Raw genomic sequence first — 23,528 nt, 5'->3', positions numbered from 1 at the left:
CTCCTAGCAATAGGTTGGTTGATCCCAAACGCCCTGTATCCGCATTATAGCGCCAGAGCGCCGATCCGTCATTCTAATTCCATGCCGGGATAATGGCGCTTCCGGCACTACGCCGATGCTATGGCCCCGTCTTGCCGGCAGTTTTCAACTCCTCCGCGTATCGACCACAGCGCGAAAAGGGCCAGCGTCTGCTCCTCGCAGGTCATCGCCACGACGCTGTTCGACCGGTCGATATCAAGGCCTTTCGGGCCGCCTTCCTCGGGGCTGGCCCTGCCGCGCAGGAAGGCGTCCTCGTCGAGCATGCTCACCTAGCGCGCCGGCGTGCGATGCCCGCTCCAGTCACCGTCGCCGTCATAGACATCCACCATCCGGCTGCCGGCGACGGCGATGTGCCGATCATGGCCTGTAAAGCGCACGCCATGCGGATAGCCGGCGTGCTGCAGGACGCCGGCGCGCCCGGTGTCGGGCCTGACGCCGCGCCCCGTCGACGGGAACTCAGTTCTGCTGGATCGAAATGCCCTTGTCGTCGATCTTGAGTTCGACGCCCTTCGGCTTGGTCTGCTCGCGGTAGACATAGACGCCGAGCGCGATGACCACGACGACGAGCGCGCCAATGATGAGATAGAGCGTATTCTGCTTCATGGCGCGCCCTTTGTCGTTTCGAGCCTCAGGCTCGTTTCAGGACCTTGACCAGCACCAGAAGGATAATGGCGCCGATCGTGGCGTGGATGATGGAAGCGATGATGCCGCCGCCGATGGAGAAGCCGATCCGCGGTAACAGCCAGCCGGCGATGAACGCGCCGACGATGCCGACGATGATGTTGCCAATGAGGCCGAAGCCGAAACCGGAAACGATGAGACCGGCAAGCCAGCCGGCGATGGCACCGATGATGATGAAGACGAGAAGGCTTTCTACGCCCATGGCGATTTCCTCCGAGCAAGGGGGCGAGCGCGGAGCGAAAGGCTCCGAATCGGCCCCGATATCAACGGCTTCAGGCTATTCGAAAGCAGCTGGCCCCGCCAGCGGCGCTCGCTGGAGCAATTCCAGGAAAAGGGTAAAGCGGTTTTTCCCGGGAAAAGCGCGCAGCGCTTTCCCTCGGGGATTGTGTCAAAGCTAATCGTCGTCGCTGGAAGCGGGCCGCCAGCTGGTCGGCTCGACCTTCTTTTGCGTGTGGCTGTCGGTGTAGACCCACCAGCCATCATCGCGATATTGCCCGATGGATTCGTTGATGACGCCGTCGCCGTCCTTCCAGGTGACTGTGACCTTGGAGCCATCGGTCGGCGCGGTTGCAATCGGCTTTCTGTCGGCCATGTCATCCCCTTTTCCAGCCCACAGAAACGCGACGGCTGGCATCTGGTTCCCAACCGGCCGTCGGGCGCGGATGTCGCGAAGGCGGTCAGCTGTGCGCGAAGATATCCTCTTCGCCCCAACCCATCAGGTCAAGCTTGGCCCGCGTCGGCAGGAAGCGGAAGCAGGCATCGGCCTCCTTTGTCCGCCCCTCGCGCGCCAGCCGCCCGGCCAGCACATCCCGCAGCCGGTGCAGATAGAGCACGTCGGAGGCGGCATATTCGAGCTGCTCGGGCGACAGCGTTTCGGCCGCCCAGTCCGAAGATTGCTGCGCCTTGGACAGGCCGACGCCGAGAAGCTCGAAGCAGATGTCCTTCAGCCCGTGCCGGTCGGTATAGGTGCGGGTCAGCCGCGAGGCGATCTTGGTGCAGAACACCGGTTCGGGCATCACCCCGAAGGCATTGTAGAGCACGGCAAGATCGAAGCGTCCAAAATGGAACAGCTTCGTCACGCCGCGGTTCTTCAGCAGGCTGACGAGGTTCGGCGCCTTCTTCTGGCCGGGTGCGATCTGGATGACGTCGGCGCTGCCGTCGCCAGGCGATATCTGCACCACGCACAACCGGTCGCGATGCGGGTTCAGACCCAGCGTCTCGGTGTCGATGGCCACCGCCCCGACATTGTAATGCGAAAGGTCGGGCAAATCATGCTTGTGGAAACGGATGTCGGCCATGGTCTTCTCCGGTCGCGGCGTTCCCCGTCCTCGCCGCGATCAGGTGAAAAATCAACAGGAAAACGTCTTTTCCGCCACTCAACGCGTCAGAGCATCGAGAATACGGGCCCAGGAGCGCTGGCCCTTGTGGAAGGATGAGAGCTCATATTTCTCGTTGGGCGAGTGGATGCGGTCATCGTCGAGGCCGAAGCCGACCAGCAACGATTCCATGCCGAGATAGGTCTGGAAGTCGCCCACCACGGGGATCGAGCCACCGCTGCCGGTCGTCACCGCGGGCTTGGGCCATTCGTCGGACAGCGCGGTCTTGGCCTTGGCCAGGAATGGCGAGTCGTAGGAAAGCTGGATCGCCGGCGAGCCGCCATGCGGATGGAATTCGACCGAGCAGTCGGCCGGAATGCGCTCCTTGACGAATTTCTGGAAGGCGGCGCGGATCTTGGCTGGATCCTGCTTGTGAACGAGGCGGAACGACACTTTTGCCGAAGCTTCCGCCGCGATCACCGTCTTGAAGCCCTTGCCGGTATAGCCGCCGATGATGCCGTTGAACTCGGCGGTCGGCCGCGCCCATGTCAATTCCAGCACCGAGCGGCCTTTTTCGCCCGACGGGATGGACAGGCCGACAGGCCCGAGGAAGGTCTCGGCCGTTTCGCCGAGCGTCTCCCAGGATTTCAGCACCTGCGTCGGCGTTTCCTCGACGCCGTCATAGAAGCCCGGAACGGTAATGTGGCCATCCTTGTCGTGGATGTCGGCCAGCACCCTGGCCAGGATGCGGATCGGGTTGGCGGCGGCCCCACCATAGAGGCCCGAATGCAGGTCGCGGTCGGCGGCCTTAACCGTGATCTCCTCGCCGACCAGCCCGCGCAATGCCACGCAGATCGACGGGGTTTCACGGTCCCACATGCCGGTATCGCAGACCAGCGCGAAATCGGCCTTGAGCTCCTCGGCATTGGCCTCGAGGAACGGTTTCAGCGACGGCGAGCCGGATTCCTCCTCGCCCTCGAACAGGATGGTGACGCGGCACGGAAGATTGCCATGCACCTGCTTCCAGGCGCGGCAAGCCTCGACGAAGGTCATCAGCTGGCCCTTGTCGTCGGCCGCGCCGCGCCCGGTGATCACCTTGTGGTCGGGTCCGATCTGCTTAATGGCAGGCGCGAACGGATCGCTTTCCCACAATTCGATCGGATCGACCGGCTGCACGTCGTAATGGCCATAGAACAGCACATGCGGCGAACCGGCCGGCCCCTCGTGATGCGCAACCACCATCGGGTGTCCCGGTGTGTCGCGAACGCTGGCGTCGAAGCCGACCAGCTTGAGCTCCGCCACCAGCCATTCCGCCGCCTTGCGGCAGTCGGCGGCATAGGCCGGATCGGTGGAGATCGACTTGATCCTGAGCAGGCCGAAAAGGCGTTCCAGGCTCTGGTCGAGATTCTGGTCGAGACGGTCGAGGACGGGGGAAACTGCGGACATGTGTGAAGCCTTTCGATTCAGTGCCGGAACCGTAAAGGCAGAGTGGGGAAACGAAAAGCCCGGGACGATTGGACCACGGCGCGAGTCGGTTGCTGCAGGCCAAAAAAGACCGCCGTGGTGGAGGGGGAACCACGGCGGCCTCATACTCGAAACGATGCGGCAGCCCGGAGAGGGGGGATAGGCTGCCGCAGTTGTCCGGGATAGGCGGGGGACGGGCCTTGCTCCGGACTTCGGCGAAAACTGCCGATGAGGTCTATTTGGGTCTCTGAACGTGGCGATTCAAGGGCACCAACGTTACACTTTTGTAACGTGCCCGTGATCGGGCCTGCATCCCCCGGTCTGTCAGGGTGTTGACGGAACCGATACCTGGCAATGTGTTTGGCATGGACCAAGCCACCGCGCCGCGCTATCCCTGCCGGCATGAAAAAAGGCGATCATCTCTTCCTTATCGACGGCTCCGGCTACATCTTCCGGGCCTACCACGCACTGCCGCCGCTGACCCGCAAGTCTGACGGCCTGCCGGTCGGAGCCGTTTCCGGTTTCTGCAACATGCTGTGGAAGCTGATGCAGGATGCCCGCAACACCGATGTAGGCATCGTGCCGACGCATTTCGCGGTCATCTTCGACTATTCCTCGAAAACCTTCCGCAACGATCTCTATCCCGAATACAAGGCCAACCGTTCGGCGCCGCCTGAAGACCTGATCCCGCAATTCGGCCTGATCCGCCAGGCGACCAAGGCGTTCAACCTGCCTTGCATCGAGATGGAAGGCTTCGAGGCCGACGATCTCATCGCCACCTATTGCCGGCTGGCCTGCGAGGCCGGCGGCGACACCACCATCATCTCCTCCGACAAGGACCTGATGCAGCTGGTCGGCGATACGGTCGGCATGTACGACCCGATGAAGGACCGCCAGATCGGCATCCCTGAGGTCATCGAGAAGTGGGGCGTGCCGCCGGAGAAGATGGTCGATCTGCAGGCGCTGACCGGCGATTCCGTCGACAATGTGCCCGGCGTGCCCGGCATCGGCCCGAAAACCGCGGCGCAGCTGCTTGAGCAGTTCGGCGACCTCGACGCACTGCTCGCCCGCGCCGGCGAGATCAAGCAGGATAAGAGGCGCGAATCGATCATTGCCAACACCGAAAAGGCGCTGATCTCGCGCCAGCTGGTAACGCTGAAGAACGACGTGCCGGTGGCCGAGGGGTTGGACGACTTCATCCTGCACGCGCCGGATGGGCCAAAGCTGATCGGCTTCCTCAAGACCATGGAATTCACCTCGCTGACCCGCCGCGTGGCCGAAGCGACCGGCACCGAGGCCGGCGACGTCCAGGCCGTCGCGGTGACCGTCGAGCGCGCCGACAACGCCCACGGCGCCGATGTCGGCGCCGGAGCGCCGGCTGTGGCCCGCGGCAGTGCCGAGACGGGCCAGGCCAACGGCGAGGCAACCGCCGCACCGACGGCGGACAAGGCCAAGCAAGGCGATACTCCTTCCCTGCTCTCAGCCTTGCGGCTGGAGCGCGCGGCAACCAGCAAGATCGACACGGCGGCCTATCCCTGCATTCGCGATATCGCGACCTTGAAAGCCTGGGTCGCCGAGGCGACGGAGGCCGGCATTGTCGCCTTTGACGTCAGGGCCACCTCGTCCGATCCGATGCAGGCCGAACTGATCGGCCTGGCTATGGCCACGGCGCCCGGCCGCGCCGCCTACATTCCCTTCGCCCACAAGAGCGGCAATGGTGACCTGCTCGGCGGCGGCGCGCTCGAAAACCAGATACCTCTCCGCGAGGCGCTGGCGGTGCTGAAACCGCTGCTCGAGGACAGGTCGGTCCTCAAGATCGCGCAGAACCTGAAATACGATCTCGTCATCATGAGCCGTTACGGCATCGATGTCGCGCCGTTTGACGACACCATGCTGATCTCCTACGTGCTCGATGCCGGTACCCCGCACGGTCACGGTATGGACCAGCTTGCCGAGAAATGGCTTGGCCACACCCCGCTCCGGCTCAAGGACGTGACCGGCTCCGGCAAGAGCTCGGTCGGTTTCGACCAGGTCGACATCGACAAAGCGACGGCGCACGCCGCAGAGGACGCCGATGTCACGCTGCGGCTCTGGCTGGTGTTGAAGCCCCGGCTTGCGGCCAAGGGCCTGGTGTCGGTCTATGAGCGGCTGGAACGGCCGCTGGTGCCGGTTCTGGCGCGCATGGAACAGCGCGGCATTTCGGTCGACCGGCAGATCCTGTCCAGGCTGTCAGGCGAACTGGCGCAGGGTGCTGCCCGGCTGGAAGAAGAAATCTACCAGCTCATCGGCGAGCGCATCAACATCGGCTCGCCCAAGCAACTCGGCGATATATTGTTCGGCCGCATGGGCCTGCCCGGCGGCTCCAAGACAAAGACCGGCCAATGGTCGACCTCGGCGCAGCTGCTCGAAGACCTTGCCGCCGAGGGCCACGAACTGCCGCGCAAGATCGTCGACTGGCGCCAGCTGACCAAACTGAAATCGACCTATACCGACGCGCTGCCCGGCTTCATCCATCCCGACACCAGGCGCGTCCACACCTCCTATGCGCTGGCCGCGACGACGACAGGCCGGCTGTCGTCCTCCGATCCGAACCTGCAGAACATTCCGGTGCGCACCGCGGAAGGCCGCAAGATCAGGACAGCCTTCATCGCCGACAAGGGCAACCGGCTGGTCTCGGCCGACTACAGCCAGATCGAACTGCGCGTGCTCGCCCATGTCGCCGAAATCCCGCAATTGCGGCAGGCTTTCGCCGACGGCGCCGACATCCACGCCATCACCGCGTCGGAAATGTTCAACGTGCCCGTCGAGGGCATGCCTTCGGAAGTCCGCCGTCGCGCCAAGGCGATCAATTTCGGCATCATCTACGGCATCTCGGCCTTCGGCCTCGCCAACCAGCTGTCCATTCCGCGCGAGGAGGCCAGCAACTACATCAAGAAATATTTCGAGCGTTTCCCCGGCATCCGCGACTATATCGAGGAGACCAAGGCCTATGCCCGCGAGCACGGCTTTGTCGAAACCATCTTCGGCCGGCGCATCCATTATCCCGACATCAGGTCGTCCAACCCTTCGATCCGCGCGTTCAACGAACGCGCCTCGATCAACGCCCGCCTGCAAGGCACCGCCGCCGACATCATCCGCCGCGCCATGGTGCGCATGGAGGAAGCGCTGGACAAGGCCAAGCTGTCGGCCCGCATGCTCCTGCAGGTGCATGACGAACTGATCTTCGAGACGGTCGAGGCCGAAGTCGAGGCGACGATCCCGGTCGTGCGCCATGTCATGGAAAACGCGGCGATGCCGGCGGTGTCGATGTCAGTACCGCTGCATGTTGATGCGCGGGCGGCGAACAACTGGGACGAAGCGCACTAGCGCCACCGCTTCGTCCTACGAAGAGAAGACCTTAAGCCGCCTCGGCCCGGCACTTCGCGCACGTCCCGCGAAACTCGATCACCGCCTTCTTGGCGGCGAAGCCGGTCGAATGGACCCATTCGTTCAGCCGGTGGTCGACGTCGTGGTCCGACATCTCGGTCACTTGCCCGCACGTGTCGCAGATGGCGAAGGCGGTCATCGAATGGCTGTGATCATGCGGTTCGGCACAGGCGACGAAGGAATTGATGCTTTCCAGCCGGTGCACGAAGCCGGATTTCACCAGCGTGTCCAGCGCGCGATAGACCTGCAGCGGCGCGCGAAAACCGCGTTCGCGCAACTGGTCGAGCAAGGTGTAGGCGCTGAGCGGTCCGCTGGCGGCCTCGAGCTTCTCGAGCACGCACAACTGGTTCTTCGTCAGCACATCCCTTGCCGCCATGGTCCGGTTCCAACTTGTCCTGCGCCATCTCCACGCTGTCTGCCCGCGCAAACCGCCTGATCCCATTCAGATAGCGACGAACCGTCGTCTTTGCTACTCTTCTGTTGTTGTCCCGGGCCGATGATAACGTGCCCGCGCATTTGATGACGGCAGGTTTCTTTGGCGCAGCGACATTCAAAATACTGACAAAATCCTCGACGAGGGTGGTTTCGCTTGGGAAATTCGATCGGGCTTGGGGAAGCAATATGATCAGATTGACACGCCGGACGCTGCTTGTCGGCACGTCCGCGCTGATGGCGGCCGGTACGCTCTCGTTTCGGGCGCTGGCGGCATCGCGCACCTATCACGCGCTGCTGGTCGCCTGCACCGAATATCCGGCCCTGCCACAAAGGAACTGGCTGATCGGGCCGAAGAACGATGCCGGCCTGGTGCATGAGTACCTGCTGAAGAACGTGCCCGACCCCGTGCGCTTCGCGCCCGAGAACGTCACGCTGCTTGCCAAGGACGTGCCCGGCGCCAAAGGCCTGCCGACCCATGCGGCGATCAAGGCGGCGCTCGCCGACCTGGCGACCAAGGTTCAGCGCGACGATTTCGTCTATCTGCATCTGTCCGGCCACGGCGCCCAGCAGCCGGAAAGGGTCAAGGGCGACGAGACCGACGGACTCGACGAGATTTTCCTGCCCGTCGACATCGAGAAATGGATCAATCGCGATGCCGGCGTGCCGAACGCGCTGGTCGACAATGAGATCGGCGATGCGCTCGACGCCATCCGCAACAAGGGCGCCTTTGTCTGGGCTGTCTTCGACTGCTGCCATTCCGGCACCGCGACGCGCGCCGTCGAGGTCGATGACGAGTTGGAGCGCAAGGTCGAATTCGCCGACCTGGTCGGCGGCGACGAGGCCGCCAGGGCGGCCGCCGTCAAGGCCTATGAGGACACGGTCGCAAGCGCCTCGCGCGGCCTCGACGAGAATGGCGCGCGCAAGCCCGCCTTCAACCTGACGCCGACTGGCGGCGAAGCGATCACCAAGGGCAAGCTGGTTGCCTTCTATGCCGCGCAGACGGTGGAGACGACGCCGGAGATGCCGCTGCCCAAGGGAACGGCGGATGCGCCGCGCTTCGGCCTGTTCACCTTCACCATCCTGTCGAAGCTCGCTGAAAACCCCAACGTCACCTTTCGCCAGCTCGGCCAGGCCGTGCTGCAGCAATATTCGGCCGACAGCCGCACCCGGCCGACGCCGCTGTTCGAGGGCGAACTCGACGCGCGCGTCTTCGGCACCGACAAGACCGACGCCGTCATGCAGTGGCCAATCGTCGTCAAGGACGGTGAGGCGACGATCGGCGCCGGCCTGCTGCATCGCCTCACGCCTGGCAGCAAGCTTGCCATCCTGCCCTTGGCGCTGTCGTCGCTGTCCGATGCGGTCGGCTATCTCGAGGTGGAGTCGGCCAAGAACCTTGAAAGCCGCGTCGAGCCGGTCGAGTTCGAGAAGAAGCCGGCACTCAAACTGGCCGACATTCCTGCCAACGCCTATGCGCGGGTGGCGGAGATCGCCGTCGACTACAGGCTCACGGTCGCTCGGCCGGCCGCGACCAAGGGACTCGAAAAAGAAACCGAACTGGTCAATTCGGTTCTCGACGAGCTGGCCACGGCCAAGGAAACCGGCTTCAACATCGAACTGGTCGACCCGGGCAAGAGCGCCGAGCTGCGCTTCGCGGTGATGCGTGAGAATGCCATTGCGGGCGTCGGCAAGGACGCCAGCGACAAGCCGGCCCTGTGGTTCCTCCCGGCGTCGGGCGACGTGACGCTGAAGGACGGCAGCAGGCCGTCGCTGATTATCATCCACCCGGACGACCGCCAGAAGCTGGCCGACGCCACGACCAGGAATTTGCGCACCATCTACCGCGCCACCGGGCTGTCGCGGCTGGCGGCTGCCTCCGACTACAAGCCCGAGGATGTCGACGTGCAGTTCCAGGTCAAGCGCCGTGACAAGGACGGGCTCGAACCCTTGCAGGCTTCCGCAGTGCCGCGCGTCTCGCCGGGCGACGAGGTGCATGTGCTGGCCAAGAACAGCTCGGACCAGCTGGTCGACATCAACGTGCTCTATGTCGGCAGCGACTATTCGATCACCCACATCGTCGCCGAACGCCTGGCCCCGCAGGCCACGCTGGAGGAAGGGCTGCTCGCCTTCACCGACACCAGCTTCGGCATGGAACGGATGATCGCGGTGCTGACCGAGGCGCCGCCGGAAAGCGAGAAGGAAGATCTGAGCTTCCTGGCGCAGGACGGCGTCGCGGCGATGACGCGCGGCCTCGGCCCCGCCAGCTTCTCCGACATGCTCGCCGATATCGGCATGGCGCCGCCGACCCGTTCGGTGATGCGGCTTGCCGACAAGAGCGGCCCGAAGGGGGCAGTGATGATCTTCCCGATGGAGACGGTGCCGCGCGCCTGAGCTTCGGCCCCAAGGCCTCACGGCCTGGTATATCAGGCTCTTGCGCGATCGGCGCGATATGAGAACATCCCAGCCGCGGCCAAGGCTCAGCGGCCGACGAAGCAGGTAGGATCGATTGTGAAGAAGTCTTTTTTCTCCTGGCGCGCAACGCTTGCCGGACTTGCCGGCGCCCTGTTGCTGATCGCCAATGCCTCGGCACAGGACAGCTGCGGCCTTTGCGCCAGGCAGGTGGTCATTAATTCGGAACTGGCGACGTGCTTCCTCGATCAGTACGACCAGTTCGCCAAAACCAGCAGTGACGCGGTGGTGGTCGATCTCTCGAGCTGCGCCTCGCGCGGCGTCGTCGAAGCCTTGCCCTCGCCCAACAAGGCGCCGGCGGAGCCTGACATGCAGTTCATAGTTTCGCGTCCGCAGCTGGTATGCCTGAAAAAGCAGCTTGAAGCGCCGGGCATCGTGCTTGATCCCTCCGCCACCATCGAACTGGACAGCTGCAAATGAAGAAGCCGGGGGGCACGACAAAGCAGACACCGGTGGCCGCGCCCGCAAAGGCGCCGGCGGCGAAGGAGTCGCTGCCGGAAACCACCGAAGGTTTCCCCTGGCCGAGCAGCCATGAGATCAAGAAGGAGAGCAATCCCTTCACCGATCGCGACTGGCGCATGCTGGTCTATGCCTGGTCGGGCTTGCTGGTGCGTTTCGCCATCATCTTCACCCTGGCATTCTCGGTCTACCAGTTCCTGGCCAACCAGGAGCAGAAGCGCGTCGAGCAGACGATGTCACTGGTCGAGCTGTGGGAAACCAAGGACTACCAGCAGGCACAGCGGGCGTTGAAGGATCGTCTTGCCGCCCTCAACGCCAAATACGACAATCTGCTCAGCGCCAACCCGTCGCCGACCGAGGAGCAGGTGTTCCGCCAGCGCATCGGCATCGAGGCGATGAGCGCTTCAGGCGGCGACATGCCGCTCGCCGACTTCAGCGAGAATTTCGACCGCATCGTCTATTTCCTCAACCGGCTGTCCTTCTGCGTCGACGGCGACCTGTGCTCACGCAAGGTGACCGATGCCTATTTCCGCGACTACGCCGTCTCGTTCTGGAGTTATTTTGCCGGCTATGTCGACAAGCAGCGCAAGGCAGGTTCGCCGACTTTTGCCACGGCGATCGAGGCCTATGTTGGCAACGGGCAACCAGCGGCCGAAGCCAATTAGCGATGGGGAAACCCGGAACCACCTTGCGCCTCATGCATGCCTGCCGGTGGCTGGCCATGGCTGGAGTTTTGGTCACGGCCTCGGCCGCCCGCGCCGAGGACGCGCCGGATTTCCACCTCGACATCGACACCGGCGGCCACACCGCCCGGATTGCCGATCTTGCCTTCACACCCGACGGCGAGGACGTTGTCTCGGCATCCGGTGACAAGACCATCCGCATCTGGGACTGGCAGAGCGGCGTGACGCTGCGCACCATTCGCGGCTATCTCGGCAATGGCAGCGACGGCAAGATTTTCGCCATCGCGGTCTCGCCGGATGGCAGGACGATCGCCGCAGGAGGCTATTTCGGCGCCGGTCTCGGCGACAAGCCGCCCTATGGCGACATCAGGCTGTTTGACTTCGCCACCGGCAAGATGAAGGCCGTGCTCAAGGCCGCCGACTACGCGACCTACGACCTCGCCTTCTCGCCGGATGGCAAGACACTGGCTGCCGGTGGTGGCGACGGCATGGTCTATCTCTGGCGGCTCGACGACAAATCAGCGACCGGCTGGACGCTGGACAAGAAGCTCGACGCCGATTCCTGGCACATCGACAAGCTGGCTTTCGCCGCCGCGGGAACCCGGCTGGCGGCGACTACGACCGACAATGGCATCCGGCTGTGGGATGTCGCCAAGGGCGACGAGATCGCCTTGCCGGCAGAGACCGAGCCTTTGCGGGACGTCAGCGTCCTGGCGCTGGCGACCTCGCAGGACGGCAGCCTGTTTGCCACCGGCAGCAAGGACGGCCAGGTCCAGCTCTGGCGCGCCGCCGACGGCACGCTGGCGCACGCCATGCCGAAGCAGGATTTTCTTATCGGCTCGCTGACCTTCGCCAAGGGATCGCGGCTGGTCGCCTCCTGCGGCTATCGCTGCGCCGACAAGCACCGCTCCGTCGTCTGGAACACCGACAGCGGCGAGAAGCTGCTCGACTACAGCGGCCATGACGGCACGGTCTATGCCAGCGCCGCCAATGCCGACGGCTCGCTGGTGGCGACGGCCGGCGGCACCCGCAACGCCATCCAGGTCTGGGACCCGGCGACCGGCGAACGCAAGGCCTTGCTCCAAGGAGTGGGCGAACCGGTGACCGCGATCGGCATCGACGCGGCGAACGGCATCATCGCCTGGGGCAACGCCAACCGCTGCCCCGAGCGCGTGGCTTGCCCTGAACAGCTGGGCGCGCTGGACAAGAGGCTTGAACTGCCCACAACCGAGCGGTTCTTCGACGACCCGCAGCCGCTGACCGAGCCCGGCTCGTTTGCCCGCGCCGCGCTGACCGATGGGAAGTGGTCGCTGCACGCCACAGTGGGCGGCAAGGACGCGCTGGAAAACGCGGTGCTGGAGATCGCCAATGGCGGCAAGGTGGTGCGCTCGATCGAGAACGATGCCACCAACGGCTTTGCCCATTCGGCCTTCACGCTGATCGACAATGGGCTTGGCCTGATCACCGGCGGCAGTGACGGCACGCTGCTGGAATACAAGGCCGCGACCGCCAGGGTCTCCGGCGAATTCACCGGCCACACCGGCGAAATCAACGCCATGGTCGCCTCGGAGAAAGCCGGCCTGCTTGTCACCGGCAGCGCCGACCAGACCGTGAGGCTGTGGAACCTGAAGACGCACGAGCTGATCGTGTCGATGTTCTTTGCCGGTTCGCAATGGATCGCCTGGATGCCGCAGGGCTACTATTATTCCTCCGATGAGGGCGACAAGCTGATCGGCTGGCACGTCAACCAGGGCCGTGACCATGAAGGCCGCTTCATCCGCGCCCGCCAGTTGAAGAAGTACCTCTGGAGCCCGGAAATGGTGCGCCGCGCCATCATCCTGCGCAGCGCCAAACAGGCAGTCCAGGAGATGCGGCCGGGCGTCGACAACGAGTTGCAGAAGCTCTTGCAGCGCAAGCCACCGGAATTCGGCATCCGCCTCGCCGACGACCAGAGCAAGGTCCGCGACGGTTATGTCGCCGTCGAGATCACGGGCGCCAAGGAAGCCGGAACCGATGTCGCCGGCTTCTCGATCCTGTCGAACAGCCGCAATGTCGGCGACATCGCCACGCGTTCGGTCGACGGCAACAAGACAACAGTCGAGGTACCGGTCGAGGATGGCCAGAACATCATCCGCATCACCGGCACCAACGAATATGGCTATCTGACCGAGCGCAGCGTGACGGCGCTGGCGAGGAAGACCGAAAAGGCCGAGGCCAAGGGCAAGCTCTATGTCGCGGTAATCGGCGTCGACAAATATCCGTTCCTGACCGACGCCTGTTCCGGCCATGCCTGCGATTTGCGCTACCCCGTCGACGACGCTACCGAATTCCTCAAGGTGGTTGCACAGAAGTCGGCGCCCTTGTTCTCGTCGATGGAGACGCTGGTTCTGGTCAATCGCGAGGCGCTCGACGAGAGCCCCGACATGGCGCAACAGACCTACACCGTCGCCAGCGCCGACAACATCATGGAGCCGGACTCGCACACGATCGACGACCAGCTTGCCGATTTCCTCGACAGGCCTGGCGAGCACGACACCACCATCGTCTTTGTCGCCGGCCATGGCATCAACATCGACGAGGACTACTATTTCATCCCGACGGACGGCCGCAAACAGGATGCCGATCGCTGGAAGCGCTCTTCGCTCGTTGACTGGGGTGACATCCAGAAATCGGTCGAGCGAGCCAAGGGAATGCGCTTCATGCTGCTCGACACGTGCCACGCGGCCAACGCCTTCAATCCGCGCCTGGAAAAGGACGCGCAGGACGCGCGCATCGTCGTGTTTTCGGCGACCGCGGCCAACAACACCGCCGCCGAATTGCCGGAGCTCGGCCACGGCGTCTTCACCTATTCGGTCCTCGAAGGCCTGCGCGGCAAGGCGAAGACCTCGGATGGCGGCGTCACGCTGTTCGGGCTCGCCGATTTCATCTCGCACGAAGTGGTTCGGCTGACCGCGTCGAAGCAGAAACCGTTCTATTATGTCGGCGGCGTGGAGAACATCGTGTTGGCCGAGCCGTGATAGCCCGCCTGCTGACGGTCATCATATTCTCCCTGGTTCTCGGCGGCACGGCACAGGCCGCCCCGATCGTCTGCCCGCCCGGCACCGAAAACTTCCCGCCGTTTTACGACGACGCCACGCTGTTCAAGGACGCCATCGCCAGCGTCGCCACTGTCCAGCCCTCCAACCAGCGGCTGACCGGCATCACGGTGCCGCATCACCTGCTGGCCGTCGACCTCGTGGCACTCGGCTTCAGGGCAGCGTCGGGTTTCCGCTACAAGCGCATCGTCATCCTGTCTCCGGACCATTTCCACAAGACGCACAAGCTCTACGCCACCACGGCACGCGGCTTCGACACCGTGCTTGGCCCGGTGGCGGCCGACAGCGATGCCGTGCGCCTTCTCGAAGCCCACGGCGACATGGTCGAGGAATCCTGCCTGTTCGACAAAGAGCATGGCATGCGCGCCATGCTGCCCTTCCTGCACCACTATTTCCCGGAGGCGAAGATCGTGCCGGTGGCGATGTCGGTGAAGGCGAAGCGCGGCGACTGGGACAGGCTGGCCGAGGCGCTGAAACCGATTGTCGACCATGACACGCTGATCGTCGAATCCACCGACTTCTCGCACTATCTGCCGCAGCATGATTCCAGGCGCTTCGACCAGCAGACGCTGAATATGCTGGCCGCCGGCTCCCTCGACGGCATCGCAGCCCTTCGCCAGCCCGATCATGCCGATTCCGTCGGCGCGCTCTACATCCAGACCCGGCTGCAGCGCGAACTGTTCGGCGCCCAGCCACTGGTCGTAGCCAACGAGAACTCGCAGGAACACAGCTCCGACTATGTCGAGCGCACCACCAGCTATGTCGTGGCGCTGTTCGGCGCCTTCGGTCCCGGTTTCAACAACCCCGCGCGGCCAAAGGACCGGATCTACTATCTCGCCGGCGACGTGAATTTCGGTCGCGCCATAAAGAAGATCCTGGTCCGCGACGGCGTGGCCGACAAGATCGTCGACAGCATCGTTTCACTGACCGGAGCGCGGCCGCTGATCGTCAATCTCGAAGGCGTCATCCTGCCCAACGTACCGGAAGCGATCGACGACATGACGCTGGCCATGCCGGAAGACCTCGCCGCCAGCATGCTGAAACGGCTGCACGTCGCCGGCGTCAGCCTCGCCAACAACCACGCTTATGATCTCGGCTCGTCCGGCTATGCCGAGACGGTGCGCGCACTCGACGAAGCCGGCATCCCACATTTCGGCCATGGTGAGACGCTGGCGCTTGCCGATCTCGACCTTGTCGGCCTGACCGACATCGACACCAACGGTTCGAAGAACACCGACCTGCTCACCCCCGCCTTGCTCGACCGGCTGCTGCACGAGAATGCGCAGCGGCCGGTGGTCGCCTTCGTCCATTGGGGCCGCGAGTACAAGACCGAACCGTCGGCGCGCGAAGAGATGCTTGCCGATGAGATACGATTGCGCGGCGTCTCGGCCATTGTCGGCGGCCATCCGCATGTGTCGAGCGAGGCGATCGTCCCGCTCGCCGGCGGCGATGTGGCGGAAGTCTACTCGCTCGGCAATTTCCTGTTCGACCAGAATGCGCAACGCTCCTCAGGTTCGATGCTGGAACTGCGTGTCTTTCCCCAGGGCACGATCTTCATCAGGCTCATCCCATTGCCCAACTATTTCGAGATGGGTCGAAAGTAGGCAACTGCCGTTTTTTCGACGGGAAGGTGTGTTGAGATTCAGGTCAGGCCCAGTCGAAAACGGCCTCACCTGAATATTGACATGCCTTAGCCGCAGCCGATCATCTGGCGCGGCAGGTAGCACGCCGCCGGCTCGGTCCTGGTCTCGAACAGCGACTGCTTCGGCCGGAAATAGAAGAAGGTCACCGGCTTGCTCTCGCGCACGCTGCCGTCGGCAAAATGCGCGGCGATGCTGAAACTGTGGATCGACGACATCGCCGACCACATCTTCAGCCGCGCCGTATAGGCGCTGACATTCTTGTTGCCGCGCACCGGCATGGCGATCGAGTAGTCGTGCTTGCCGATCGGGAATTCTATGTTCTGGTAGCGCATCGCTTCCGGGCTGCCGCCACCGCCATCGCCGCATTCGGCCATCGATTCCGGAGTCTCGAAGACCGCCATGGTCATCTGGGCGCGGAACGGCTCGCTCTGCTGGTAGACATTGCCCTGATCGTCCACCCAGGAATAGTCCAACTTGCCGATCGCGTTCAGCGTCATCGCCTGGTTGAAATTGCCGAGATAGTCGCCGACCTCGCCGAACTTGATCTTGTTGGTGAACTGGCTGCGGCAGACATTGAGGCTGTCAACCGAGGGACAGGGGAAACGCCCGGTCTCAAGGCTCGCGGTATCGACGCCGGCCTCGTCCAGCACGCTCTTGATCGACACGTCGACGCCATCGCCGAAATCGCCGATGTCCTTGGTGAACATGCGGCTTGGTTGGCCGGTCGGATTGCCTTCCTCGTCCACCGTGGTGAACTGGATCGACATCTTCATGCCCTTGGCGTCGCCCCAGCCATTGTTGACGATCGAGAAATCGGGCCGAAAGCCGATGCAGCCGAAATGCTCCGAGATCGACAGCATCGGTTTGCGGTAGGCGTCGCTGGCGGCGACTTTCATTTCCAGCCTGTCGAGCTTGACCCTGGACTCGTCCGTCGTCTTCAGGTCGACCTCGGCAAAGGCCGGCGTGTCCTCCCAGTCCGCACCTTCATAGACATTTGTGGTGTTGACCGTGCCGGTGCCGTTCCAGGCGTCGTTGTAGAGGCTGTCTTCCGGATAGATCGCGATGTCCTCGTCGCGCACCAGGTGCTGGTATTTCATGTCGGCCTGCTGGGTCATGCGCTGGTCGACGATGACGCCGATCTCGACCTTGTCGGCATCGCCGCCGCCGGCCTGCGCCTTGAGCAGGCCTCCGACCCTGGCATCGGCCAGAACGTCGGGACGCGTGCCGCCGACCTCCTTGCCCATTACCCATTGCGATTCATAGACCGTGCCGCCGGCGAGCCGCGTGGTGCCCTTGCCATTCTTCAATCCGCCGACAAAAGAGCCGGCAAAGATCTCGCCTGCCTTCGACAGCAACCGGCCCTCGCCATTCGCAATACCGTCAACGAACTGCCCCTCATAGCGGTTGCCGTCGGCATCGATATGGATACCCTTGCCGTTGAGTTCTCCGCCAAGCCAATGCCCCTCGAAAACCTCGCCCGAGCGCAGTTCGAGCCTGCCTTGCCCGTCGGGCCGGCCGTTCCTGACATCGCCGAAATAGCTGGAGTAGACCGTCTTCGGATCATAGCTGGCGGAGCCGCGCACCCGCCACACCAGCCTGCCCTTGCCGTTGACGGTGCCGTCCTCGGCGATCGTCTTGTCGGGCGACTGGCCCACCGCCGGCTCCCAGACGAAGTCGAGGTTCTTCTCGGGATGGAAATCCCAGACACGCACGGCCCTGCGCAGCACCGAGCGTGTGTCGGCCTGATAGAGGATCTGCACGCGCTCCCCCCAGGCGCCGCCGACAGGGGCGGGATCGGCAAAAGCCGGTGAAAGCATCATCGCGCCCAGCATCGCTGCGGCCGCGATCCCGAACACTGCCCTTGTCCGCCCCATCCCTTGAGCCCCCTGGACGCCTCGCCCCTGGCAAGCCAAGCGTAGTCGGGGCGCGAGCCTCGTGCAAGGGAAGCCCTGCGCAAGGAACGGCACGAAAAAGGCGGCAGGATTGACCCGCCGCCTTGTCTTCACTGCGAGCGCGCAGCGCCTATTTGTACAGGCTGTTGATCCACTGGACGTTGGCGGCGTTCAGGCGCACGGCGGTGTTCGCGTCGGGGCTTTCCGCCACGTTGACGCCGGTGATGATGCGCTGCTTGGACTTGGTGTCGTAGGCATAGACCGAGCTGCCGCTCGATCCCGGGAACGTATCGCAGTCATACTGGAAATACTCCGGAGCGATGTTCTCGGCATGCACTTCGCAACTGGCCTTCCACATCGTGCCCATCGGCTTGTCGCCGGGATAGCCGACGAGGTTGGCGGTGAAGTCGCCGAGATCGTCATAATTGGCGTAGCCCAGCCAGCCGAGGTTGGTGCCGACATCCTGCTTCAGCGTGATGATGCCGAGATCCCACGGGATCACCGAGCCGTAATAGCCCTGGTAGTTGTCGATGAAGCCCTGCAGCACATAGGCGCTTTCATAGGTGAAGGCGCCGAACGGTGCGTCGTCGGCAGTGCTGCCGTTGAGGCCTGGCACGAACAGATACTCGGAGAGCCAGTCCTTGTCCTCATGGCTGTAGAGGCAATGCGCCGCGGTGAGCACCGTGCGCGGGCCGATCAGCGTTGCAGAACAGCTGCCATAGCTGCCCGTCTTCGTCGATTTGGCTTCCAGATAGCCGATGGCCGAGAACGGGTAGGTCTTGGTGTTCTTGACCTGCTCGCGATCATCGGGGCCGAAAACCTGGCGCCCCGCCTCGCCTTCGCCGAGCCCGGGGTCCTCGGTCTTGCGCTCAGCCCCGTCCCCGCCATTGGCCGGCGCGTTCAGTTCCTTGATGATGAGCTCGCGCAGCGCTTCGCTTGGTTCGATCTTGATCTCCTTGCCATCGGCGGAACGCCCGACGATGCCATAGGATTTGACAGCCGCCTTCTCGTCGGTGAGCGGCGCGGCGCGGCTGTCTTCATCAGTAAGCTGTGGTGTCGTGATCGGTTTTGCTCGGCCCGCCTTGAAGTCGCCCGAAGTAACGTCCCGCATGCTTTCGCCATTGCCGGCACTGGCGGACCCAGGGTCGGCGGCGAAAACCGGGACCGTCCACATTGCGGTGGAAAGCAAAGCGGACGCAATGAGTGCGTTTGTCAGTTTTGTCATGGTGAGACTCTCCCAAAAGTCAGCAAGGACTGGATCAAAATACAGAAATATTGTCGAGATCGTGGTGACGCCGAAAAATGAGTCTGCTCGCTGGCATTCCCCGCGAGCGTTGTTCTAGGCTGTCATTTTCAAGGCCCCCGCCAAAAAAACTCTGCAACGGTATACTGCCTAAAATAATCCAAGATTGGCAATGACAAATCGCTTCCACGTAGCCCGTGGGGGGCTATAGGATTTTGTGCGGGTTCTGCTCGCGGGCACGGTTAGCAAAAGTGGGATTCGGTTTCGTGACCGATCGCGCGCCATTTCGATACGGCACGCGTGCGGGTCGCTGAACCGGCAACACCTCCTTGCACAAATGCCCTGCGTCCGATCCGCGCGGGAGAACTGTCTGAGGAGGTTCAGGTGCACATCACAAATCGGTTCGGGTCAATCGTTGCCGCATCGCTGCTTGGCATTGCCGCTGCCTTCGTATCGATCAACCAAGGCCGGGCGGATGAAAGCACCGCGAGACCCGAAGCGGCGGTCTCGCCGATGCAGCGGGTGACCGAGGCCAGGGCCAAGGCGGCCGCCGAGAATCCTGACGGCGCCGACCGGGTCTATGGCGGCAACCAGGCCGAAAAGGGCGCCTATCCGTTCCAGGTCGCGCTGCTCACCACCGCCAGGCTGGACGAGAACCCGGCGTCGCAGGCCAATGCGCAATTCTGCGGCGGCAGCCTGATCGCCCCGCAATGGGTGCTGACGGCGGCGCACTGCCTCAACGACAAGGGCCGGCCGATCTCACCGGATTCAGTGACCGTGCTGACCGGCGCCACCGACCTCAGCGAAGGCAAGCGCCACAAGGTGGTGGAGGTTATCGTCAACGAGGGCTACAGCGAGCAGACGCTCGACAACGACCTCGGCCTGCTCCGACTTGCCGAGCCGGCCGATGCGCCGACCATCAAGCTTACCCGCGAGGCGACACCCGACACCGGCAAGACCACCGTCACCGGCTGGGGCAAGATGCAGGACGGAACGTTCCCGACAACGCTGATGGTCGCCGACCTCGATCTGCAGCCGAACAGCGCCTGCAACACCGGCATCAAGGCCATCTATGCGCATGATTTGAAGGCGGCACTAGGCGATCTGTCCCACCGCATGCGCTATTCGGAAAAGGGCATCGATGCGGCCGCCAATGCGATTGCCGCCGATATGACCGATCCCCTGACCAGCAACATGATCTGCGCCGGCACCACCAGCGGTGTGCGCGATGCCTGCAATGGCGACAGCGGCGGCCCGCTGTTCATGACCGGCGCCGACGGCCCGGTTCAGGTCGGCGTCGTCAGCTGGGGCGAAGGTCCCGCCGACGGCAGTGCGGCCTGCGGCCACAAGGACGCCTATGGCATCTACACGCGGCTGGCCAACTACGGCGGCTGGATCGAGGCGAAGATGAAGACCCTTGCTCCCGCGCCGGAAAAGCCGAAAGCCGGGCTGGGCACCGCGCAGAAGCCGAAGACGCCCTGAAGGCCTGGCCATTTTGCCCGACATTTTGCTTGTCGTGAAAACGGCGGGAGAGATTCCCGCCGTTTTCATTTGCCGGGCCGTTTTCATTTGCCGGTTTGTCCGACAGCTCTATTTCCTCGGCGGGCCTTTGCGCTCGGCGGAGGCTGCCCACAGATTGATGTCGGATTCGCGCGCGTAGCTATCGATTTCGGCCAATTCGGCATCGCTGAAGTCGAGCACCTTCAGGGCGCCGACGCAGTCCTCGACCTGCTCCGGCCGGCTGGCGCCGATCAGCGCCGACGTCACCTTGCCCTTGCGCAGCACCCAGGCCAGCGCCATCTGCGCCAGCGTCTGGCCGCGCTTGCCGGCGATGGCGTTGAGCGCCTTGATGTTGGCGATGGTGCGGTCGTTGATGAAGGCCGACTTCAGCGACTTGCCCTGGGAGGCGCGGCTACCTTCGGGGATGCCGCCAAGATATTTGTCGGTGAGCATGCCCTGGGCCAGCGGCGAGAACACGATCGAGCCGACGCCGAGCCCCTCCAGCGTGTCGAGCAGGCCGTCTTCCTCGACCCAGCGGTTCAGCATCGAATAGCTCGGCTGGTGGATGATGCAGGGCGTGCCGAGCCGCTTGAGGATGTCGGCGGCTTCGCGGGTGCGCTGCGAGTTGTAGGACGAGATGCCGGCATAGAGCGCCTTGCCCGAGCGCACCGCATGGTCGAGCGCCCCCATGGTTTCCTCCAGCGGCGTGTCGGGATCGAAGCGGTGCGAGTAGAAGATGTCGACATAGTCGAGCCCCATCCGCCTCAGGCTCTGATCGAGGCTGGCCAGCATGTATTTGCGCCCGCCCCATTCACCGTAAGGGCCGGCCCACATTTCGTAGCCGGCCTTGGTCGAGATGATCAGCTCGTCGCGATAGGCGGAAAAATCGGTGCGCAGGATCTCGCCGAAAGCGGTCTCGGCCGAGCCGGGCGGCGGTCCGTAATTGTTGGCGAGGTCGAAATGGGTGATGCCGAGATCGAACGCCTTGCGCACGATCGCCTGCTTGGTCTTGTGCGGCGTGTCATTGCCGAAATTGTGCCACAGGCCGAGCGAGATCGCCGGCAGCTTGAGGCCGGAGCGCCCGCAGCGGTTGTAGATCATTTTTTCGTAGCGATTTTCGGCGGCGACATAGGGCATGGGAAAAGATCCTCGAAACTGAACAGACCGGGCAGCTTCATCGCAAAGGCGGTGAGACGGCCCGGCGCCCTTTTACCCTCTCCCCGGCCGAACGGGGAGAGGGACAACTCAAAATTATCGATAATCCTTGCGCCTACTTCTTCGCCAGCAGTTCCTTGGCCGCCTTGACGCCAAGTGCCGCCGGCCGCTCGCAAGTGGTCTGCATGGCCACGAACTTGCCGGTTTCGCCGGAACGCAGGATGCCGGTCATGACATCGACGGCATGCAGCGCCAGCTCCATCGAGCAACGATGCGGCCGGCCCTCGACTATTGCCAATGCCATGTCGGCGAGACCCGCCGTGCGGTAGTTGGCCATCATGCCCTGGCCGTGCATTTCGTTGGGCACGCCAAGCGGGTGCTTCCATTTCGGCAGCTTCTTGACCGGCTTGCCCTCTTCGGTGAAGCGCACGTCGCCACCGAAGAAATTCGGATCCGGCACGAACACCGTGCCGGCTTCGCCATAGAGTTCCATCGGCGCGTGGCCGTGAGCCCAGACGTCCCAGCTGGTGTTCAACGTCACCACGGCGCCATTCTCGAATTCCAGCAGGCCATGGATCGTCGTCGGCGTGTTGACCGGGATTTTTTCGCCCGCACGCGGTTTCGATGAAATCGTCCGCTCCTTGGCCGGGGTTGTCGCAAAGGCCGCCACCTGTTTTACCGGCCCGATCAGCTGGATCAGATTGGTGATGTAATACGGTCCGATATCGAGCACCGGTCCGGCGCCCGGCTGGAAGAAGAAATCCGGATTGGGGTGCCAATGCTCCATGCCGTGACCCATGACATGGCAGGTGCCGCTGGTGATCTTGCCGAGCTTGCCCTCATCGATCAGCTCACGCACCAGCTGGTGCGCGCCGCCGAGGAACGTGTCGGGCGCCGAGCCGATGCGCAGCCCCTTCTTTTCAGCCCGCGCCTTGAGGTCCTGGCCCTCTTCGAGCGAGAGCACGAACGGCTTTTCCGAATAGACGTGCTTGCCGGCATCGAGCACGCGTTTCGACACCTCGTAATGCACCGCCGGTATCGTCAGGTTGACGATGATGTCGATGTCGTCGGCCTTGAGCAGATCCTCGACGGCTTCGGCGCGCAGGTTGAACTCCTTCGCCCGCGCCCTGGCCGCGTCCATGTTGATGTCGGCGCAAGCGCGCATCTCGATGCCGCGAAACAGCGGCGCCAGCGAGAAATACGCCTTCGAGATGTTGCCGCAGCCGATGACGCCAATACCCAGTTTCTTTGCCATGATGATCGTTCCTAGTAAGCCTTGACGGATGCGATCGAGCGGCTGGCGAAGCGCTCGATGTCGTTGGGGTTGTCCTGCTCCATGACAAAGTATTTTGCAGCGCTCTTGGCCCGCAACACCTTGATCAGGTTGGCCCAGTCGATCGTGCCGTGGCCGACGTCCGACCAACCATCCTCGTCCAGCCCTTCGCCCGGCCTGGCGATATCCTTTACATGCACGGCGACGATGCGCTTGCCGTGCTTTTCGATCCAGGGCAGCGGATCGGCGCCGCCGCGCACCACCCAGGCAAGGTCCATCTCCCAGCCGATATCGGGAGCGGAAGACAGGATGTGATCCTGCGGCACCGAACCGTCGGCGAGGGCCTTGAACTCGAAATCATGGTTGTGCCAGGCAAAGCCGTAGCCGGCTTTCGAGGCGACCTCGCCGACCTTGGCCAGGCGCTCGCCAAAGCCGCGCCAGCCGGCGGCGTCGGACGGCCTGTCCTCGGCCATCAGATAGGGGCAGATCAGAAGTTTGATGCCCAGCGCTTCGGCCGTTTTGCGCACGCCGTCGAAATCCTTCTCCAGCGCATCGATGGAGAAATGCCCGGTCGGCATCGAAAGCCCGTTCTTGTCGAGTTCCGCGCGGAAGGCCTTGGGATTTTCATAGACGCCACCGAAGCCTTCGACTTGCGCGTAGCCGAGCTTGCCGAGCGTCGCGAGCACGCCCTCCCAGGGTTGAAAATTGCGGGCGCTGTAAAGTTGGAATGACCAGTTCATCGTCTCTGTCCGTTCTGC

Annotated in this window: 19 protein-coding genes; 7 read left to right on the top strand and 12 right to left on the bottom strand. The window is 63.5% G+C overall.

Annotated elements, in window-relative coordinates; genetic code table 11:
- Positions 1 to 107 precede the first annotated feature (107 nt).
- From FJV83_RS20170 to FJV83_RS20145, 6 genes are all read right to left on the bottom strand, one after another.
- Positions 108 to 308, bottom strand: coding sequence for a hypothetical protein (locus FJV83_RS20170; RefSeq protein ID WP_142884564.1), 201 nt, complete (start codon positions 306 to 308; stop codon positions 108 to 110).
- A 187-nt stretch (positions 309 to 495) separates the two neighbouring features.
- Complete coding sequence (locus FJV83_RS20165) at positions 496 to 642, bottom strand: hypothetical protein (protein WP_019861232.1); 147 nt, start codon at positions 640 to 642, stop codon at positions 496 to 498.
- A 25-nt stretch (positions 643 to 667) separates the two neighbouring features.
- A complete protein-coding gene (locus FJV83_RS20160) occupies positions 668 to 922 on the bottom strand; it encodes a GlsB/YeaQ/YmgE family stress response membrane protein (RefSeq protein WP_019861233.1) in 255 nt (84 codons plus the stop codon).
- Between the two features lie 192 nt (positions 923 to 1,114).
- Positions 1,115 to 1,312, bottom strand: coding sequence for a hypothetical protein (locus FJV83_RS20155; protein WP_095772455.1), 198 nt, complete (start codon positions 1,310 to 1,312; stop codon positions 1,115 to 1,117).
- An 85-nt stretch (positions 1,313 to 1,397) separates the two neighbouring features.
- Positions 1,398 to 2,018 (bottom strand): ribonuclease D, encoded by a 621-nt coding sequence (locus FJV83_RS20150; protein ID WP_095787082.1) that lies wholly within the window; start codon positions 2,016 to 2,018, stop codon positions 1,398 to 1,400.
- A 78-nt stretch (positions 2,019 to 2,096) separates the two neighbouring features.
- Positions 2,097 to 3,482, bottom strand: a complete 1,386-nt coding sequence (locus FJV83_RS20145; protein WP_142884565.1) for a M20/M25/M40 family metallo-hydrolase — start codon at positions 3,480 to 3,482, stop codon at positions 2,097 to 2,099.
- 420 nt (positions 3,483 to 3,902) lie between these two features.
- On the opposite strand from FJV83_RS20145, the gene polA reads away from it, so the two are divergent.
- On the top strand, positions 3,903 to 6,866 hold the full coding sequence (polA, locus tag FJV83_RS20140; protein ID WP_185973274.1) for a DNA polymerase I: 2,964 nt from the start codon (positions 3,903 to 3,905) through the stop codon (positions 6,864 to 6,866).
- A gap of 31 nt (positions 6,867 to 6,897) precedes the next feature.
- Here polA and FJV83_RS20135 read toward each other — a convergent pair whose 3' ends face one another.
- The gene (locus FJV83_RS20135; RefSeq protein WP_095772451.1) at positions 6,898 to 7,302 is read right to left on the bottom strand and encodes a Fur family transcriptional regulator; all 405 of its coding nucleotides are present in this window, start codon (positions 7,300 to 7,302) and stop codon (positions 6,898 to 6,900) included.
- Between the two features lie 245 nt (positions 7,303 to 7,547).
- On the opposite strand from FJV83_RS20135, the gene FJV83_RS20130 reads away from it, so the two are divergent.
- The 5 genes from FJV83_RS20130 to amrB all read left to right on the top strand — a co-directional run bounded on the left by FJV83_RS20130 (position 7,548) and on the right by amrB (position 15,668).
- On the top strand, positions 7,548 to 9,749 hold the full coding sequence (locus FJV83_RS20130; RefSeq protein WP_246691892.1) for a caspase family protein: 2,202 nt from the start codon (positions 7,548 to 7,550) through the stop codon (positions 9,747 to 9,749).
- A gap of 117 nt (positions 9,750 to 9,866) precedes the next feature.
- Positions 9,867 to 10,247: a hypothetical protein gene (locus tag FJV83_RS20125; protein WP_142884566.1), complete on the top strand. Its 381-nt coding sequence runs from the start codon at positions 9,867 to 9,869 to the stop codon at positions 10,245 to 10,247.
- A complete protein-coding gene (locus FJV83_RS20120) occupies positions 10,244 to 10,951 on the top strand; it encodes a hypothetical protein (protein WP_142884567.1) in 708 nt (235 codons plus the stop codon). Before FJV83_RS20125 ends, FJV83_RS20120 begins: the two co-directional genes overlap by 4 nt.
- 56 nt (positions 10,952 to 11,007) lie before the next feature.
- Positions 11,008 to 13,986, top strand: coding sequence for a caspase family protein (locus tag FJV83_RS20115; RefSeq protein WP_246691891.1), 2,979 nt, complete (start codon positions 11,008 to 11,010; stop codon positions 13,984 to 13,986).
- On the top strand, positions 13,983 to 15,668 hold the full coding sequence (gene amrB, locus FJV83_RS20110) for an AmmeMemoRadiSam system protein B (protein ID WP_142884568.1): 1,686 nt from the start codon (positions 13,983 to 13,985) through the stop codon (positions 15,666 to 15,668). Before FJV83_RS20115 ends, amrB begins: the two co-directional genes overlap by 4 nt.
- An 86-nt stretch (positions 15,669 to 15,754) precedes the next feature.
- Here amrB and FJV83_RS20105 read toward each other — a convergent pair whose 3' ends face one another.
- The gene (locus FJV83_RS20105) at positions 15,755 to 17,563 is read right to left on the bottom strand and encodes a hypothetical protein (protein WP_246691890.1); all 1,809 of its coding nucleotides are present in this window, start codon (positions 17,561 to 17,563) and stop codon (positions 15,755 to 15,757) included.
- A 166-nt stretch (positions 17,564 to 17,729) separates the two neighbouring features.
- Positions 17,730 to 18,824 (bottom strand): serine protease, encoded by a 1,095-nt coding sequence (locus FJV83_RS20100; RefSeq protein ID WP_142884570.1) that lies wholly within the window; start codon positions 18,822 to 18,824, stop codon positions 17,730 to 17,732.
- A 402-nt stretch (positions 18,825 to 19,226) separates the two neighbouring features.
- Between FJV83_RS20100 and FJV83_RS20095 the strand changes: the two genes are divergently transcribed.
- Positions 19,227 to 20,324 (top strand): trypsin-like serine protease, encoded by a 1,098-nt coding sequence (locus tag FJV83_RS20095; RefSeq protein ID WP_142884571.1) that lies wholly within the window; start codon positions 19,227 to 19,229, stop codon positions 20,322 to 20,324.
- A gap of 108 nt (positions 20,325 to 20,432) precedes the next feature.
- Here the strand turns inward: FJV83_RS20095 and mgrA are convergent, their stop codons facing one another.
- From mgrA to FJV83_RS20080, 3 genes are all read right to left on the bottom strand, one after another.
- Positions 20,433 to 21,479: an L-glyceraldehyde 3-phosphate reductase gene (gene mgrA / locus FJV83_RS20090; RefSeq protein ID WP_142884572.1), complete on the bottom strand. Its 1,047-nt coding sequence runs from the start codon at positions 21,477 to 21,479 to the stop codon at positions 20,433 to 20,435.
- 133 nt (positions 21,480 to 21,612) lie between these two features.
- Complete coding sequence (locus tag FJV83_RS20085) at positions 21,613 to 22,752, bottom strand: Gfo/Idh/MocA family oxidoreductase (RefSeq protein ID WP_142884573.1); 1,140 nt, start codon at positions 22,750 to 22,752, stop codon at positions 21,613 to 21,615.
- An 11-nt stretch (positions 22,753 to 22,763) separates the two neighbouring features.
- Entirely contained in the window at positions 22,764 to 23,510 is a 747-nt protein-coding gene (locus tag FJV83_RS20080) for a sugar phosphate isomerase/epimerase (RefSeq protein ID WP_095772442.1), read from the bottom strand.
- Positions 23,511 to 23,528 lie beyond the last annotated feature (18 nt).

The sequence above is a fragment of the Mesorhizobium sp. WSM4307 genome (assembly GCF_007003945.1).
Taxonomy (GTDB): domain Bacteria; phylum Pseudomonadota; class Alphaproteobacteria; order Rhizobiales; family Rhizobiaceae; genus Mesorhizobium.
The sequence above is the reverse complement of the archived record's forward strand: the minus strand, read 5'-3'. Positions and strand labels throughout refer to the sequence as shown.